This window comes from Pseudomonas sp. PvP027 (assembly GCF_017833005.1).
GTDB classification, from domain to species: domain Bacteria; phylum Pseudomonadota; class Gammaproteobacteria; order Pseudomonadales; family Pseudomonadaceae; genus Aquipseudomonas; species Aquipseudomonas congelans.
On record NZ_JAFIBK010000001.1, the window covers coordinates 215,484 to 234,222 of the forward strand.

1 protein-coding gene (running past one end of the window) is annotated in these 18,739 nt (G+C 62.8%); it reads right to left on the bottom strand.

All coding sequences use genetic code 11. The features are described from left to right. Positions 1-18,739 carry the 3' portion of a syringopeptin non-ribosomal peptide synthetase SypC gene (gene sypC / locus JOE33_RS01030; RefSeq protein ID WP_209924017.1) on the bottom strand. It continues 21,863 nt past the right edge of the window, so only the last 18,739 of its 40,602 coding nucleotides appear in the window; the start codon falls outside the window, past its right edge; it ends in the stop codon at positions 1-3.

Consider the following 18,739-nt stretch of genomic DNA (forward strand, 5'->3'; position numbering starts at 1 on the left):
CTATTCATGGGGTAGCCACCAGTTCGCCAGATGCTGCACATGCTGTGCCTTGAGGATGGTGAAATGGTTGCCCGGCCCACGCCAGACAGTGAGATCCGGGGCACACCGGCGCCAGCCGCTGACCATCGCCTGTTGTTCGCGCTGATTGCCCGCCGCATCCAGCACCGGGTCATCAGCGAGCACCAGACGCACCGGTCCGGTGTAGATTTGCGACGGCTGATAACGAGTGCGCAACGCCGTACCGAAGGCTCGCGCAGGCCCGCGCATCGCGTCCGGCGACGAACGCTGCGGCAACATCCCTGCCCGCACCATTCCGGCATGCAACAAACGCATCTGGCCGATATCGTCCTGGGTCCGGAAGGCCGTACGATCAATGCCCAGCGACTTGCCCGCAGCCAGCTCCATGGTTTCGATCAAACGTTCCAGTACGCCTATCGCGGTGTAAGGTTTGCCCACCACGCCGTTACCGCCCGGCGACTCACTGTCGATCAGTGTCAGCGAAGCCACTTCGCGGCCACGTGCCGTCAGGCGCTGGGCCATTTCAAAGGCCACCCAGCCGCCGAACGAATGACCGAGCAGATGCACCGGCCCTTCGGGATGAGTGCTGTCGAGTGCTTGCAGGTAAGCCTCGGCGGCGGTTTCCACCAGGCTGTAAGGCACCGTGCGCCCATCCAGCCCGCGCGGTTGCAGCCCGTGGATCGGCCAGTGCGGCCCCAGGGCATTGGCCAGGCCGATGAAGCCGGTCACACTGTCCCCTGCCCCCGGTACGCAGAAAATTGGCGCGTGATCGCGGCGTCCGCCCTGAATCGTCAGCAACGGCCGATGGGCGTTGTCAGCACCCCGTGGCCGATCGGGCAGTTCAGCCAACGCCTGGCTGATCGCCTGACCCAGGCCCTCGATATGTGGCGGCTTCATCATGCTCAAGTGATCGCCCGCGACCTTGATGCTGCGCAACTGACTGACGGGCAGTACGTCGTCCCAGCCCAGGTAACCGCTGTGTCGTTGTGAGTCGGGTTGCCACTCCATGGCCGTGAACAGGTGCAGCGGCACGCTGTTGGGATAAACCGTGTAATTGGCCTGCGCATGACCGTGGGCAACCTCTCGGTCGAGGTACTGGCAAAGATCCTCGTTCGTGTAGATTTCCAGCTCCGGTGGCAGCACACCCTGTTCACGGCAGTGCTGCAGGAGCCCGACGAAATCAAAGGCCTGCCGGTCTGCACGCACTCGCTCAAGGGCCTCCAGGGCCTGTGTGCATTCACCTCGGGCTCTCCAGAACTGCTCGCAGTGTTCCAGCAAGTGCTGGCGGTGGGCCGTCTGCAGGTCCCAGCGCTCGCGACCCTGATCCACCAGACGCGGCATGTAAGTGTCGAGCATGCCGATAAACTCGACCTCCTCGTCCATGCCCTCCAGCTGGATGGCGATTTCGTAGGCCAGAAGCCCACCGAACGACCAACCCGCCAGACGATAAGGCCCGTGCGGTTGAACAGTGCGCATCGCACCCAGCAAGCGCGTTGCCAGGCATTCCATGGTCCGCAACTGTTCCTGACCGAGCGGGATGCCGCTCAACCCGTAGACCGGAATATCGCTGTCGATGTGTACCGCCAGCGCCGCGAAGTGCGCATCCTGGCCGGTGAACTCGTGGACCAGAAACAGCGGACGCTGGTTGCCGGTGGTGCGCACCGGCACCAGTTGCTCATGCAGCTGCGCTGCAACCTCTTCGCTGCGGCTGCCCAGCAAGCTGGCCAGGGCCGCGACGCTGGCGTGCTGGAAAACGTCGGCCAGGGAAACCGACAAGCCACTCTGCACCAGTTGGTTGACCAGACGCACCGCCATCAGCGAGTGACCGCCGAGACTGAAGAAGCTGTCATGACGTCCCACCTGCTGCACCTCGAGTACCTCCGCCCAGGCTTGCGCCAGACGAATCTCCAACTCCCCTGCCGGGGCTTCAAACGCACTGCTCGTGAACTGATCCGCTGTCGGTGCTGGCAGTGCCTGGACATCCACTTTGCCATTGAGCGTCAGCGGCAAGTCTGGCAGGCAGATGAATACGCTCGGAACCATGTATTCCTGCAAGCCGGCGCTCAGGTGGGCACGCAGTTCCTCCGCTTCGGGTGCCTCAACGTCCGCATGCACGGTGTAGTAAGCCACCAGACGCGTGTCGCCCGGGCTGTCTTCGCGTGCCACCACCACGGAGTTGCGCACGCCATTGCACCCATGCAGGCTGCTTTCGACCTCACCCAGTTCGACGCGGAAGCCGCGGACCTTCACCTGGCCATCGTTACGCGCCAGGTAGTCGAGGTTGCCATCCGGCAACCAGCGCGCCAGGTCGCCGGTGCGATAGAGCCGCGCGCCCGCCTGCTGGCTGAACGGGTCGTCGCTGAAGCGTTCAGCGGTCAGTTCCGGGCGGTTCAGGTAACCCAGCGCGACCCCGACACCGCCGATGCAGATCTCGCCGACGCTGCCCATCGGCACCGGCTCGCCGCACGCGTCGAGCAGATAGATGCGCACGTTGGCGTTGGGTTTGCCGATCGGCAGGCTCAGGGTACCCGGCTGCACATCGAACACTTCGTAACGCGTAGCGCACGTCGTGCCCTCGGTCGGGCCGTAGCCGTTGAACAGGCGTACTTGAGACGAGTGCTCACGTACTCGGCGGAACGACGCCGGATCCGCCCGTTCGCCGCCGCACTCCAGCATGCGCAAGCCAGCCAGGGCCTCGGGAATCAAGCCGGCATACAGGTTGAACAAGGCGGTCGAGCTGAACATCACCGTGACTGCATGGCGTTTGAGCAAGGCAGCAAAGGCTGCCGGCTCAAGCACCACAGAGGGCTCGACAATTATCGACTGGCCGCCATTGAGCAACGCGCCCCATATCTCCGGGCTGCTGGCGTCGAACGCCGGGTTGGAAGAAAACGCCACGCGGTCATCGGCACGGAAGTCATAGTTGTCCCGCACCAGCCGCACAATGCCGTTGTGGGTCACGATCACGCCCTTGGGCAGGCCGGTGGAGCCGGAGGTGTAGATGATGCACGCGGGGGTCTCGCCTGCGCCTTCATCTGCAAGCGCGACTGGCCCCTGGTTGGCCGCTGACAGCTCCAGGGTGTCCAGATCGAGTCGCGGCGTCGTTTCAGTTGCCGTCAGCTCGCTGCGGGTCAGCAACAGGGTTGCTTCGCTGTCCTCGAGCATGAAGCGCACACGCTCTTCGGGAGCCAGGCGATCCAGCGCCAGATAAGCCGCGCCGCACTTGAGCGTGGCCAGCATGCTGGTCAGCAGCTCCACCGAACGATCCAGAAGAATTGCCACTCGGGTTCCCGCTTGCACGCCGCGTTGGCGCAAATGCTGAGCCAGGGCGTTGGCGCGGCTGTCGAGTTCGGCGTAGGTCAGCGTCTGCTCGCCCTGGCGGGCCGCAAGCGCCTGAGGTCGGGACGCTGCCTGCGCCTCGAAAAGGCGGTGCATCAACTGACCCTGAGGGTAAGCACGGTCGGTTGCATTAAGACCGGTCAACAGGTGCTGACGCTCAACTGCATCCACCAATGGCACGTGTTCCAGTATGCGGTGCTCATTGGCGACCATGGCTTCCAGCACGCGCTGGAAATAGCCCAGGTAACGGACCATGGTGCTTTCGTCGAACAGCGCGGTGGCGTATTCCAGCGTGCCGACCAATTGATCGCCGACTTCGGTCATGTCCAGCACCAGATCGAACTTGGCCGTGTGGTCATTTACCGCCACGCCTTGCAGGTTCATGTTGCCCAGCGCCAGTTCGGACGTTTCGTTGTTCTGCCAGGACAACATGGCCTGGAAGATCGGGCTATGGGACAGGCTGCGTTGTGGGCGAACCACCTCGACCACCTGCTCGAACGGCAGGTCCTGATGGCTCTGCGCTGCCAGCGTCTGACGCTTGACCTGCTGCATCAACGCTTCGACGCTGGGTGCGCCGGAGAGATCGATGCGTATTGCCAGGGTGTTGACGAAGAACCCGATCAGGTCCTCCACTTCGGCACGCAGGCGGTTGGCCACCGGTGTACCGATCACCACATCGTCCTGACCGGCCAGACGCCCCAGCAGCGAGGCCCATGCGACCATCACGGTCATGAACAGGGTGCTGCCATGCCGCTGGCTCAGCGCCTTGAGGCCACGGGTCAGCTCTGCATCGAGCACCAGGCCGCGAATGTTGCCGCTGTAGTCCTGTTGTGCCGGGCGTGGCCGGTCGGTCGGCAAGGTCAGCAAGGCTGGTGCACCGCCCAGGGTCTGCTGCCAGTACTGGCGCTGTTGCTGCAGCACGTCGCCGCTCAGCCAGTTGCGCTGCCACACGGCATAGTCGGCATATTGCACCGGCAAAGCGGGCAACGGATCGTCGGCACCGGCACTGAACGCGGCATAGAGCACACCCAGCTCACGGGTCAGCACATCCGCGGACCAGCCGTCGGAGACGATATGGTGCATCGTCACCAGCAACACATGATCGTCCTCGGCCATGCGCACCAGGCGTCCCCGTACCAGCGGGCCGTTGAGCAGATCGAAGCCTTCGTTGGCCTCTTCAGCGGTGATGGCGAGCAGTTGCTCTTCAGCATCCGCCTGCCCGTTCAGCACCTGCAGTTGCAGGCTGAAACCGATATCGGCCGCAGCAATGTGCTGCACCGGCTCCTGATCCTGCTCTTGCACAAAGGTCGTACGCAGCACTTCGTGGCGGGCGACGATACGATCCAGCGCTCTCTCCAGCGCAGGCTTGTCCAGAGTGCCACGTATACGCAGCCCTGCCGGGATATGGTAAGCCGCGCTGCCGCCTTCAAGCTGTGCAAGGAACCACAGACGCTGCTGGGAAAACGACAACGGCAAGGCCTGATCACGGGACACCGTTACGATCGGTGGCTGAACGCTGCCTTTGGCTTCGGCGAGTATCCGTGCCATGGCGGCGAGTTCCGGCTGAGCGAAGATATCCGCCAGGCCCAGCTCGACACCCAGGTGCTGGCGCACCTGGGAAATCAGGCGCATCGCCAGCAGCGAGTGCCCGCCCAGTTCGAAGAACTGGTCATGACGACCCACCTGTTCCAGATCGAGCAGGTTTTGCCAGATCTGCGCCAGCGCCACCTCGGTGTCACCTTGCGGTTGCACGTGTTCGCGACTGGCAAATGCCTCGGCTTGCGGCGCCGGCAAGGCGTTGCGATCAAGCTTGCGGTTCGGCGTCAACGGCAAGGCGTCTAGGATCACGAATGCGCTCGGCAGCATGTATTCAGCCAGTTGCGGCGCCAGTTCGGTACGCAGGCTGGCGGCCGTCAGGTGCATATCCGGCTGCGCGACTACGTAGGCCACCAGACGTTTGTCTCCAGGATTATCTTCCCGAGCAATCACCACGGCTTCCTTGACCCCGGCGCAATTGCCCAGGCGTGCTTCGATTTCGCCCAGTTCGATGCGGAAACCGCGCACCTTGACCTGGAAGTCGTTACGGCCCAGGTACTCGATCCGGCCATCGACCATGTAGCGCGCCAGGTCGCCGGTTTTGTACATCCTTGCGTCAGGGTCGTTGCTGAACGGATCTGTAAGGAAACGCTCTGCATTGACCTCGGCAAGGTTCAGGTAACCGCGCGCCACGCCGTCGCCACCGATGAAAATCTCACCGGCCACGCCATACGGCACCGGCTGCTGGTGAGCGTCGAGCAGGTAGATGCGGGTGTTGGCCATTGGCTTGCCGATGGTTGCGTTGCCGCTGCCTTCGCTGCCGGTCACGGCGTTATGACTGACGTAGGCTGCGGTGCAGGACACCGTGGCTTCGGTTGGCCCGTAAGTGTTGATCAGGCGGGTATGCGCCGGGCGCACCTCGTCCCAGAGTTTGAGCTTCTGTGCCGACAATGCGTCACCCGTGACATTGATCAGACGCACCTCGGCCAGACGCTGCATGGCAGCCTGCGGCTGGTTGTGCCATTCGGCCACCAACGTATGCCAATGCGCAGCGGTCAAGTGCAGTACGGTGGGTTGAATGCCGTGAGTTTCAGTCCCTTCGCTGCCGAAGATCTCGCGACTTGGCGCCAGCGTGGCGCCGGCCAGCAGCGCCGGGAAGATTTCCTCCACCGAGAGGTCGAAGTTCAAGGTGTTCTGTTGCAGCACGGTGTCGCTCTGGGACAGTGCAAACAGACGTGCTGCATCGACGCTGTAGTTGACCAGACCGCGATGTTCGATCATCACCCCCTTCGGATTGCCAGTCGAGCCCGAGGTGTAGATCACATACGCCAGGTTGCGCACGCCGAGGGCTTCCACCACCGGGTTGTCGTCACGCTCGGTAAAGGTGTTGCGCTGATCGTCGTCGAGCAGCACCAGCGGCAAAGCAAGGGTCGGCAAGCGTTTCTGCAGATCACGCTGGGTCAGCAATGCCGTTGGCTGGCTGTCATTGATCATGTAGGCCAGGCGCTCGGCCGGATACGCCGGGTCCAGCGGCACATAAGCCGCCCCTGCCTTGAGCACACCGAGCAGGCCGATCATCATTTCCACGCCGCGCTCGACGCAGATCGCCACCCGATAGTCCGGGCCGATGCCCAGGCCGATCAGGTGATGGGCCAGACGGTTGGCCTGACGGTTCAATTCGGCATAGCTCAGGCGCTGCGCCTCGAAGATCACGGCGATGGCGTCGGGCTGTGTCTGAACCTTTTCTTCAAACAGTTGGTGAATCGTGCAGTCCTGCGGGTAAGGCATATCGGTAGCGTTAAGCTCGACCAGCAGATGCTGGCGCTCCACCGCATCGAGCAACGGCACCTGTTCCAGCAACTGGCGGTCGTCGGCGACCATCGCTTCCAGCAAACGCTGGAAGTAGCCCATGTAGCGCTGCAGAGTGCTTTCGTCGAACAGTGCCGTGGCGTATTCCAGCGTGCCGATCAATTGATCGCCAACCTCGGTCATGTCCAGCGTCAGGTCGAACTTGGCCGTATGGCCTGCCACCGCGACGCCCTGCAGGGTCATGTCGCCCAGCGCCAGATCGGACGCTTCGTTGTTCTGCCACGACAGCATGGCCTGGAAGATCGGGCTGTGGGACAGGCTGCGTTGTGGGCGAACCACCTCAACCACCTGTTCGAACGGCAGATCCTGATTCGCCTGAGCGGCCAGGGTTTGCTGTTTGACCTGCTGCAACAGGCTTTGCACGCTCGGTCTGCCCGAGAGGTCGACGCGTACGGCCAGGGTGTTGACGAAGAACCCGATCAGGTCCTCTACTTCGGCACGCATGCGGTTGGCCACCGGCGTACCGATGACCACGTCGTCCTGACCGGCCAGACGTCCCAGCAGCGCAGCCCATGCGGCCATGACCGTCATGAACAGGCTGCTGCCATGCCGCTGGCTCAGCGCCTTGAGGCCACGGGTCAGGTCGGCGTCGAGCACCAGCCCGAGCAACTGACCACTGTAGTCCTGTTGCGCCGGGCGTGGCCGGTCGCTCGGCAAGGTCAACAAGGCTGGCGCACCGGCCAGAGTCTGCTGCCAGTACTGGCGCTGTTGCTGCAGCACGTCACCGCTCAGCCAGTTGCGCTGCCACAGCGCGTAATCGGCGTATTGCACCGGCAACGCTGGCAACGGATCCTCGGCACCCTCGCTGAACGCCGCATAGAGCAGGCCCAGTTCACGGGTCAATACACCTGCGGACCAGCCGTCGGAGACAATGTGGTGCATGGTCACCAGCAACACATGGTCGTCATCGGCCAGGCATACCAGGCGTCCGCGCACCAGCGGGCCATTGAGCAAATCAAAGCCCTGCTCGGCCTCTTCTGCGGCGATGGCGAGCAATTGTTGTTCCGCATCGGCCTGCCCGGTCAGCACCTGCAGTTGCAGGCTGAAACCGATATCGGCCGGGGCGATGCGCTGCAGCGGATCCTGGTCCTGCTCTTGTACAAAGGTCGTACGCAACGCCTCGTGGCGCGCAACGATACGGTCCAGCGCGCGTTTCAGTGCGTCCTGATCGAGGCTGCCGCGCAGACGCAGACCGGCTGGAATGTGATAAGCCGCACTGCCGCCATCCAGCTGTGCGAGGAACCAAAGGCGTTGCTGGGCAAACGACAGCGGCAAGGCCTGATCGCGAGACACCGGCACGATGGGCTGCTGGCTGCTGCCGGCAGCGTGCGCCACCACCTGAGCCAGCGCCGCCAGCTCCGGCTGGGCGAAGATGTCCGCCAGGCTCAGCTCGACGCCCATGCGCTGACGCACCTGGGAAATCAGACGCATCGCCAGCAGCGAGTGCCCGCCCAGCTCGAAGAAGTGGTCATGACGCCCTACTGCTTCCAGGTTGAGCAGGTTCTGCCAGATCTGCGCCAGGGCTTTTTCGCTGGTGCCTTGCGGAGCGACGTGCTCGCGACTGGCAAAGGCGTTGTCCGCCGGCGCCGGCAAGGCTTTGCGATCGAGTTTGCGATTCGGTGTCAGCGGCAGTGCATCAAGCAGCACGAAAGCACTCGGCAGCATGTACTCGGCCAGTTGCGGTGCCAGTTCGGCACGCAGTCTGGCGACGTCCAGGTTCGCTTGTGGCTGGGCGATCACGTAGGCCACGAGACGTTTTTCACCGGGATTGTCCTCCCGAGCGATCACCACGGCTTCCTTGACCCCTTTGCAACTGCCGAGACGCGCTTCGATTTCGCCCAGCTCGATACGGAAACCGCGCACCTTGACCTGGAAGTCGTTACGTCCCAGGTACTCGATACGACCGTCAGCCATGTAGCGCGCCAGGTCACCGGTTTTGTACATCCGGGCATCACGGCTGTTGCTGAACGGATCCGCGAGGAAGCGCTCGGCATTGACCTCGGCAAGGTTCAGGTAACCGCGTGCCACGCCGTCGCCACCGATGAAAATCTCACCGGCCACGCCGTATGGCACTGGCTGCTGGTGTTCGTCGAGCAGGTAGATGCGGGTGTTGGCCATCGGTTTGCCGATGGTCGCGTTACCGCTGCCTTCGCTGCCGGCCAAAGCGTCGTGACTGACGTAAGCCGCCGTGCAGGACACTGTCGCTTCGGTCGGCCCGTAGGTGTTGATCAGGCGGGTATGCGCCGGGCGCACCTCATCCCAGAGCTTGAGTTTCTGTGCCGACAATGCGTCACCTGTGACGTTGATCAGGCGCACCTCGGCCAGGCGTTGTTCAGCAGCCTGAGGCTGGTTGTGCCATTCGGCCACCAGCGTGTGCCAGTGGGCGGCGGTCAAGTGCAGAACGGTCGGGTAAATGCCGTGATTCTCAGTGCCCTCACTGCCGAAGATCTCGCGACTTGGTGCCAGGGTGGCGCCGGCCAGCAGCGCCGGGAAGATCTCCTCCACCGACAGGTCGAAGTTAAGGGTGTTCTGTTGCAGCACGGTGTCGCTCTGGGACAGGCCAAACAGGCGTGCAGCATCGACGCTGTAGTTGACCAGGCCACGGTGCTCGATCATCACCCCCTTGGGTTTGCCGGTGGAACCCGAGGTGTAGATCACATAGGCCAGGTTGCGCATGCCGAGAGTCGCTACGACCGGGTTGTCATCACACTCGGTAAAGCCCTGGCAATGATCGTCGTCGAGCAATACCAGCGGCATGCACAGTGCGGGCAAGCGCTCCTGCAAGCCGCGCTGGGTGAGCAACGCCGCTGGCTGGCTGTCGTCGATCATGTACGCCAGGCGCTCGGCCGGGTACGCCGGGTCCAGCGGCACATAGGCGGCACCCGCTTTGAGCACGCCGAGCAGCCCGACTATCATTTTCACCCCACGTTCGACGCAGATCGCCACCCGATCATCCGGACCGATGCCCAGACCGATGAGGTGGTGAGCCAGACGGTTGGCCTGGCGATTCAGTTCGGCATAGCTCAAGCGCTGCGCCTGGAAGGCCACGGCGATGGCGTCGGGCTGTGCCTGGACCTTTTCTTCGAACAGCTGATGAATCGTGGAGTCTTGCGGGTAAGGCACGTCGGTAGCGTTAAGGTCGACCAGCAGATGCTTGCGTTCCACTGTATCGAGCAGTGGCACATGCTCCAGTACCTGGCGGTCGTCGGCGACCATGGCATGCAGCAAACGCTGCAGGTAGCCCAGATAACGGGCGATGGTGCTTTCATCGAACAACGCAGTGGCATATTCCAGCGAACCGAACAGCTGGCCCTGGGCTTCGCCGATGTCCAGCGAGAGATCGAACTTGGACAGCGTATGGCCCGCGCTCAGGCTTTCCAGTTGCAGATCACCGAGGGCCAAATCCCCACCGCCCATGTCCTGCCAGCTGAGCATGGCCTGGAACACCGGGCTGTGCGACAGGCTGCGCACCGGCTTGATCACTTCCACCACTTGTTCGAACGGCAGGTCCTGATGGTCCTGCGCGCCTAACGTGTTGGTCCTGACCCGCGCCAGCAGCGTCTCTGCCGTGGGCTTGTCACTGAGGTCGACGCGGATCCCCAGGGTATTGACGAACAGGCCCACCAATCCTTCGGTCTCACTGCGTGTGCGGTTGGCCACTGGCGTGCCGATGACCACATCGTCCTGACCGGACAGACGTCCCAACAGTGCAGCCCAGGCGGCCATGACGGTCATGAACAGGGTGCTGCCGTGACGCTGGCTCAATGCCTTGAGGCCGCGAGTCAGGTCTTCGTCGAAAACCACAGGCAGCATCGCGCCGGCATAGTCCTGCTGCGCCGGACGTACCCGGTCGGTGGGCAACATCAGCAGCGCCGGAGCGTCTGCCAGGGTTTGCTGCCAGTAGTCGCTTTGTTGCTGCAACAGATCGCCGCTCAACCAGCGACGCTGCCACACCGCGTAGTCCAGGTAGTGCAGCGCCAGCGGTGCCAGCGGGTCGTCCTGGCCCTGACTGAATGCCGCATAGAGCGCGGCCAGTTCACGGGTCAGCACGCCAATCGACCAGCCATCGGAAACGATGTGGTGCATGGTGAGCAACAGGACGTGATGGTCCTCGGCCATACGAATCAGGCGGCCACGAATCAACGGACCCTGTTCCAGATCGAAGCCTTGCAGCGACTCTTCGCTGGCCAGTGCCTGAAGCTTCTCTTTGGCATCCACCAGCCCTTGCAGATCATGCAGTTGCAGGTTGAAGCCGGCATCCGCCGGGCTGATCCGTTGCAATGGCTGTTCGTCATCGCCCTTCATGAAGGTGGTGCGCAAGCCCTCATGGCGCGCCACGATACGCTCCAGCGCCCGCTGCATTGCCGCACGATCCAGTTCGCCACGCAGGCTCAGGCCGACAGGCATGTGGTAGGCCGCGCTGGCGCCTTCCATCTGGGCAAGGAACCACAGACGTTGCTGGCCGAACGACAACGGCCAGACCTGATCGCGTGCCACTGGCACGATATCCGGCAGGATGCTGCGTCCGGCCCGGGCGATGGCCAGTGCCAGGGCGCTCAGTTCGGGGTGGGCAAACAGCGCCGCGAGGCTCAGTTCGACACCCAGTTGCTGGCGAATCTGCGAAATCAGGCGCATTGCCAGCAGGGAGTGGCCGCCCAGCTCGAAGAACTGGTCGTGACGGCTGATGCGTTCAACCGAGAGCAAGTCGCTCCAGATTTCCGCCAGCAGGGTTTCGGTTTCGCCTTGTGGGGCTTCATAACCACGACGGATCAGTGCATCGGCGTCCGGTGCAGGCAAGGCCTTGCGGTCCAGCTTGCCGTTCGGCGTCAGCGGCAGTGCATCGAGCAGCACATAGGCTACCGGGATCATATGCGCCGGCAGTTGCTCCTGCAGCCAACCGCGCAGGCTGTCGATGTCTACCGAAGCATGCCCTGCGCTCAGGGTGTAATAAGCCACCAGACGCTTGTCACCCGGAACATCTTCGCGGGCGTTGACCACCGCTTCGTGAACGGCCGGGTGTTTGGCCAGGCGTGCATCGATCTCACCGAGTTCGATACGGAAGCCACGGATTTTCACCTGATCATCGTTACGACCGAGGTATTCGATATTGCCGTCTGGCAGGTAGCGGCCAAGGTCGCCGGTGCGGTACATGCGTGCCGCTGGTTGCTGGCTGAACGGGTCTTTGAGGAAGCGCTCGGCGGTGAGGTCATCACGGTTCAGGTAACCCCGCGCCACACCGGCGCCGCCGATGTAGATTTCACCGGCAACACCCAGTGGCACAGGCTGTTGCTGTTGGTCCAGCAGGTAAAACTGCGTGTTGCCGACCGGTTTGCCGATGTGCGCTGCGAAGCCATCTTTGCGGTCCATGGCCACCCAGCTTGAGTAGGTAGTGGTTTCCGAAGGGCCGTAGAGGTTGCACAGGCGCTGCACGCCGGTGTTCTCGAACAGGTTTTCCACCAGGCTGCGCTTGAGCGCTTCACCGGCCACGTTCACTGTGTGGACCGATTCCGGCAGGCCGTTAACGTCCAGCAGCGCTCTCAGCGCCGAAGGTACGGTGTTGATCAGACCGATATCGTGCTCGCCGTGTTGCAGCTCCAGAACATCCTTCACCACATTGATGCTGCCACCCGACGTCAGCGGCGCGAAGCACTCATAGACGGCGAGGTCAAAGTTCAGCGAAGTGGAGAACAGCGTTTTTTCCAGTACAGAGCCGTCGAAAGCCTTATGCGCCCAGGTCAGGAAGTTCACGGTGTTGCGGTGTTCGATCATCACGCCCTTCGGCAGGCCGGTAGAACCCGAGGTGTAGATCAGGTACGCCAGATGCGCCGAAGTCAGCCCCGGCACCTGCGGATTCTGGACGGATTCGTCCTGCCAATCGCTCAGGTCAAGATTGATCACAGGCACCGAAACATCGGCCAGCAAACCCTGAGTAGCAGTTTGAACCAGCACTGCGGCCGGCGCGCTGTCCTGCAACATGTAGGCAATTCGTTCTGCCGGATACGCCGGGTCCAGCGGCACATAGCCGCCGCCCGCCTTGAGGATCGCCAGCAAGCCGACGACCATATCCACGCCGCGTTCTACACAGATCCCGACCCGCGAATCCGGCTGCACGCCCTGCTTGCGCAAGGCATGCGCCAGGCGGTTGGCCTGCTCGTTAAGCTCGCCATAAGTCAGGCGCTGCTCGCCATGAACCACTGCCAAAGCATCCGGTGTGCGCTCGACCTGTGCTTCGAACATCCCGTGGATGGTCTGCTGCTGCGAGTAATCCATTGCGGTAGCGTTCAGGCCATGCACCAGATGCTCACGCTCCGCCGCCGACAGAACCGACAAGCCTGCCAGCGGCACCTCGCCGGACTGCTCCAGTGCGCTGACCACATTCTCCAGAGTGGTCTGCACATACGCGCAGACGCGTTGCGCGTCGATGCAGGCGCTGGCTTGAATGGTTAAACTGAAGCCCGTTCCCTCATCGTTTACTGAAAGGGTCAGCGGATAATTGGTGCGCTCTTCGCCACGCAGGCTTTCGATGCCTTGCCAGGCGTCCAGTGTCTGCTGGCTGGCCTCACCGGCGACATGTCGGTAGTTGAGCAAGGCGCTGAACAGCGGTGTCGAAGCGGACACACCACTGCAACGCTGTGCCAGTACCAACGAAGCGTGTTCATGGGCAAGCAGCCCGCTGAGCCTGGCGTGGGTTGCCTTCAGACCGCTGCGCACGCCCTGCTCGCCCAGCGTGACCCGCAGCGGCAAGGTGTTGATGAACATCCCCAGCGCCCGGTCAGACCCGGCACCACCCTGCAGGCGGCCGAGCAATACCGTGCCGAACACCACATCATCCTTGCCTGACAAAGCGCCCAGAACACGGGCCCATGCCAGGTGATACAGACTGGCGGAGCTGACCCCGAACTGACGGGCCTGCAAGCGCAGGCGGCGGCTCAGGTCCATATCGACCATCTGGTGCGCTTCCTCGATGCCGCGACCGTCGCCCTGCACGTCCAGCAGGCCGAACGGCAGCGTCGGCTCATCGATGTCACCGAGCATGTCGCGGAAAAACGCTTCGTGCTCCTCGCGGCTCACGCCGAGCATGGCTTGCGCCACGTAATTGCGGTAAGGCACGGACGGTGGCAGCGAGGCTTGCTGCCCCAGCATATAGGCCTCGATTTCGCTGCTGAGAGTGCGCAGCGACGTGGCGTCGTCCACCAGGTGATGGAACAGCAGCATGCCCAGCCAGCGATTGTTCACCTCGTCATGTGCATAACCGATGCGCAACATCGGCGCCTGACGAATGTCCAGGCGCGTGTGGCGAGGGGCCAGACGTTCGAGCAGTTGTTCGGCGATGTCGCCATCGGCCGAGTCCAGCACCTGTTCGTCCATGCCCAGGGTCGCTTCACGCCAGACCACCTGCACTGGAGCGTCGAGACGCTCCCATAGCACCGCGGTGCGCAGGATATCGTGCCGGGCGATTACGCCTTGCATAGCCTGGGCGAAACCGTGCAGACGCTCGAGGCTGTCAAAGGCAAACAGTGCGTATTGCAGGTACGGGTCACCCTCGGTCGCGGCAAGGTGGTGATACAAAATCCCTTCCTGCAGCGGTGCCAGGGCGTAGATATCCTGCACGTTGGCCAGACCGCCGGGCACGCTTGCCACCACGCGGTCGATATCATCCTGGCTCAGCGCTGCCAGAGGCAGCATGTCCGGGGTGATGCGCTCGCAGCCAGCGGTAATAAGGTTGGCGGGTACTTCCACTGCACCTTTGCCGCCCACCGCCGCCGCCAGGGCGGACAGGGTCGGCTGGCTGAACAGCACGCGGACGTCGGCAACCAGATCAATCTGACGCATGCGTTCGATCAGTTTCACGGCCAGCAGCGAGTGGCCGCCCAGTTCGAAGAAGTTGTCATGACGACCGACCTGCTCCAATTGCAGCAGGTCTTGCCAGATCCGCGCGATGGCCATCTCGGTATCGTTTTCAGGTGCTGCGTAGCCACGACTGGCCAGCGCCGAGCGGTCAGGCACCGGCAACGCCTTGCGGTCGAGCTTGCCGTTGGCCGTCAGGGGCAACTCATCGAGTTGCACGTAGGCTGCGGGCACCATGTGCTCCGGCAATGCGTCCTGCAGATGCTCGCGCAGGCTTTCGATGTCCAGCAGGCTTTCCGTCTGCTGCGCCGTGACATAGGCCACCAGACGTTTGTCGCCGGGCACATCCTCACGGCACATCACAACGGCATCGCGGACGTCAGGATATTCGGCCAGACGCGTTTCGATCTCGCCCAGTTCGATGCGGAAGCCGCGAATCTTGACCTGTTCGTCGTTGCGCCCCAAGTATTCCAGGCTGCCATCGGCCAGCCAGCGGCCCAGGTCGCCGGTACGGTACAGCCGCGCAGCCGGTGCTGTACTGAACGGGTTATCGAGGAAACGCTCGGCCGTCAGTGCTTCACGGTTCAGGTAGCCACGAGCAACACCGGCACCGCCCACGTACAGCTCGCCGATCACGCCTGCCGGTACTGGTTCGCCTTGGGCGTCGAGCAGATAAAGCTGCAGGTCCGGGATGCGTTTGCCGATCGGGCTGGCACCGACGCGCTGGGCGTCTTCAGGCTGCAACGGGTAGTAGGTGACGTGCACGGTGGTTTCGGTGATGCCATACATGTTCACCAGTTGCGTGCCGGCATTCACGTTGCGGGCGTACCACGGCTTGAGCATCGCCGTTTCCAGCGCCTCACCACCAAAGATCACCTGGCGCAGCGAGTGTGCCTGGGTGTTTTCAGCCTGGGCAGCAATCAGTTGACGGAACGCACTTGGCGTCTGGTTGAGCACCGTCACCCCGGCACTGCACAGCAGGTTGTAGAAGTCTTCGGGCGAACGGCTGACCAGTTGCGGGACGATCAACAGACGGCCGCCGTGCAGCAACGCGCCCCAGATTTCCCACACAGAGAAGTCAAAAGCGAAGGAATGGAACAGCGCCCAGACATCCTGTTCATTGAAGCCGAACCAGTCTTCGGTGGCGGAAAACAGCCGTGCCACGTTGCGATGCTCGACCATCACGCCTTTGGGCAGGCCTGTGGAGCCGGAGGTGTAGATCACATAAGCCAGGTGGGTAGGCTTTACCGGCACCTGCGGATTGCAGACGGATTCGTCCTGCAAATCGGCATAGTCAAGACTGATCACCGGCACTTCGGATACCGGCAGGGCTTGCTGCACTGACTGCTGGCTCAACAACGCCACCGGGGCGCTGTCGCCGAGGGTATACGCCAGGCGCTCAAGCGGGTAAGCCGGGTCCAGCGGCACATAACCGGCCCCGGACTTGAGGATCCCCAGCAAGCCGATAATCATCGCCGGGCCGCGTTCGACGCAGATCGCCACCCGATCATCCGGACGAACGCCTTGTGCCAGCAGGCGGTGCGCGACCTGGTTGGCACGCGCGTTGAGTTCGCCGTAGCTCAGGGTCTGCTCTTCGAACACCAGCGCCACGGCGTCTGGCTGTTGTGCAGCGCGGGCTTCGAATTGCAGATGAATCGGTGTCTCGCTTGGGTAGGTATTGCCGGGCTGCTCGCACTGTTCAAGCAACTGCTCGCGCGCGCTGTCCGGCAGTATCGAAATGGCGTGCAACGGAGTCTGCGGTGCCTGCTCCAGCGCGTTGACCAGATTGCTCAAGGTTTGCTGCATGTAGGCGCAGATCCGAGCGGCGTCGATCAGCGGTACAGTCTGCACAGTCAACAGGAAGTCTTCGCCCCGGTCATCGACGTTGAGGGTCAGTGGATAGTTGGTGCGTTCTTCATCGCCCAGCGGCAGCGCATGTATGCCATTCCAGGCGGTCAGCGTCTCATCGGTCACGGCAACGCTGGTGTGGCGATAGTTGAGCAGCGCGCTGAACAACGGCGCTGGTGCGACCACGCCACTGCAACGCTGGGCCAGCGCCAGAGACGCGTGTTCATGCCCGAGTAATGCGGTCAACCGCCGGTGCGTGGCCTTGACCCCGTCACGCACGCCTTGGTCGCCCAGGCCCACACGCAGCGGCAAGGTGTTGATAAACACACCCAGCGCTCGGTCCGAGCCTTCGCCACCGTGCATCCGGCCCAGCAGCACGGTGCCGAACACTACGTCGTCACGCCCCGAGGTCTTGCTCAACAGCTGCGCCCAGGCCAGGTGGACAAGGCTTGCGGCACTGACTCCCAGTTGACGGGCCTGGGCCCGCAAACGACGGCTGAGCTCCAGATCCACCGCCAGACAGTCTTCTTCGATGCCATGACCGTCACCTTGCACTTCCTGCAAACCGAACGGCAGCGTCGCCTCGTCAACGTCACTCAACATGTCGCGGAAGAATACCTCATGTTCCTCCTGGCTCATGCCCAGGCGGACCTGAGCGACATAATTGCGATATGGCGCCGCCAAGCCCAGTTGAGCCCCCTGCCCCAGCAGATAGGCCTGCATCTCATAGCGCACTACGTCCAGCGTGGTATGGTCCATGACCAGATGATGGAACTGCAGCCAACCCAGCCAGCGCTGGTTGGGCTCATCCCAGGCGTGTACAAGACGCATCATCGGCGCCCGACGAATGTCCAGACGCTGGTGGCGGGAGTCGAAACGCTGGTGCAACTGTGCCGCGACGTCGCCGCCTTGCGGGTCTGGGTCAAAGCTTTCACGCAGCAGCAACGCCTGACGCCAGACCACTTGCATCGGTTCGTCCAGCCCCTCCCAGACCAGAGCCGTGCGCAGAATGTCATGGCGCTGGATCACGAACTGCAAGGCGCGGGCAAAGTCGTCGACATGCTTCTGGCTGTCGAAGGCGAACAGCGATTGCAGCAGATACGGATCACCGCGCTCAGCGCTGAGGTGGTGATAGAGGATGCCTTCCTGCAACGGCGCCAGCGGGTAGATGTCCTGCACATTCGCCACGCCGCCCGGCACGCTGGCGACCACCTGGTCGATCTGCGCCTGGGTCAGGTCGGCCAGCGGCAGCAAGTCCGGGGTGATGTGTTCGCAGTGCTCGGAAATCAGGTTTGCGGGCACCACGACTTCTGTGCCACCGCCGACCGCCGCTGCGAGTGCAGCCAGCGTCGGCTGGCCGAACAGCACGCGCACGTCCGAGCTCAAGCCCGACTGACGCATACGCCCGATCAGGCTGACCGCCAGCAGCGAATGACCGCCCAGCTCGAAGAAGTTGTCGTGTCGACCGACCTGGGCAACGCCCAGCAGGTCTTGCCAGATAGCCGCGATCTGCGCTTCGGTTTCGCCTTGTGGGGCTTCATAGCCACGGCTGACCAGTGCATCAATTTCGGGTGCTGGCAGGGCCTTGCGGTCCAGCTTGCCGTTCGGAGTCAGTGGCAGTGCATCCAGTAGCACATAAGCCACCGGGATCATGTAGGCCGGCAATTGTTCCTGCAGCCAGCCGCGCAGGCTGTCGATGTCTACCGGAGCATGTCCTGCGATCAGGGTGTAATAAGCCACCAGACGCTTGTCGCCCGGCACATCTTCGCGAGCTGTCACTACGGCTTCGTGGACGGCCGGGTGTTTGGCCAGGCGTGCATCGATCTCACCGAGCTCGATACGGAAACCGCGGATTTTCACCTGATCGTCGTTACGGCCCAGGTATTCGATATTGCCGTCTGGCAGGTAGCGGCCAAGGTCGCCGGTGCGGTACATGCGTGCCGCTGGGTTTTGGCTGAACGGGTCTTCGAGGAAGCGTTCGGCGGTCAGGTCGTCACGGTTCAGGTAGCCCCGCGCCACGCCGGCACCGCCGATGTAGATTTCACCCGCGACACCCATTGGTACAGGCTGCTGCTGTTCGTCCAGCAGGTAAAACTGCGTGTTGCCAACCGGCTTGCCGATGTGCGCTGCGAAGCCCTCTTCGCGGTCCATGGCCACCCAGCTTGAATAGGTGGTGGTTTCCGAAGGGCCATAGAGGTTGCACAGGCGCTGCACGCCGGTGTTCTCGAACAGGTTTTCCACCAGACTGCGTTTGAGCGCTTCACCGGCGACGTTTACGGTG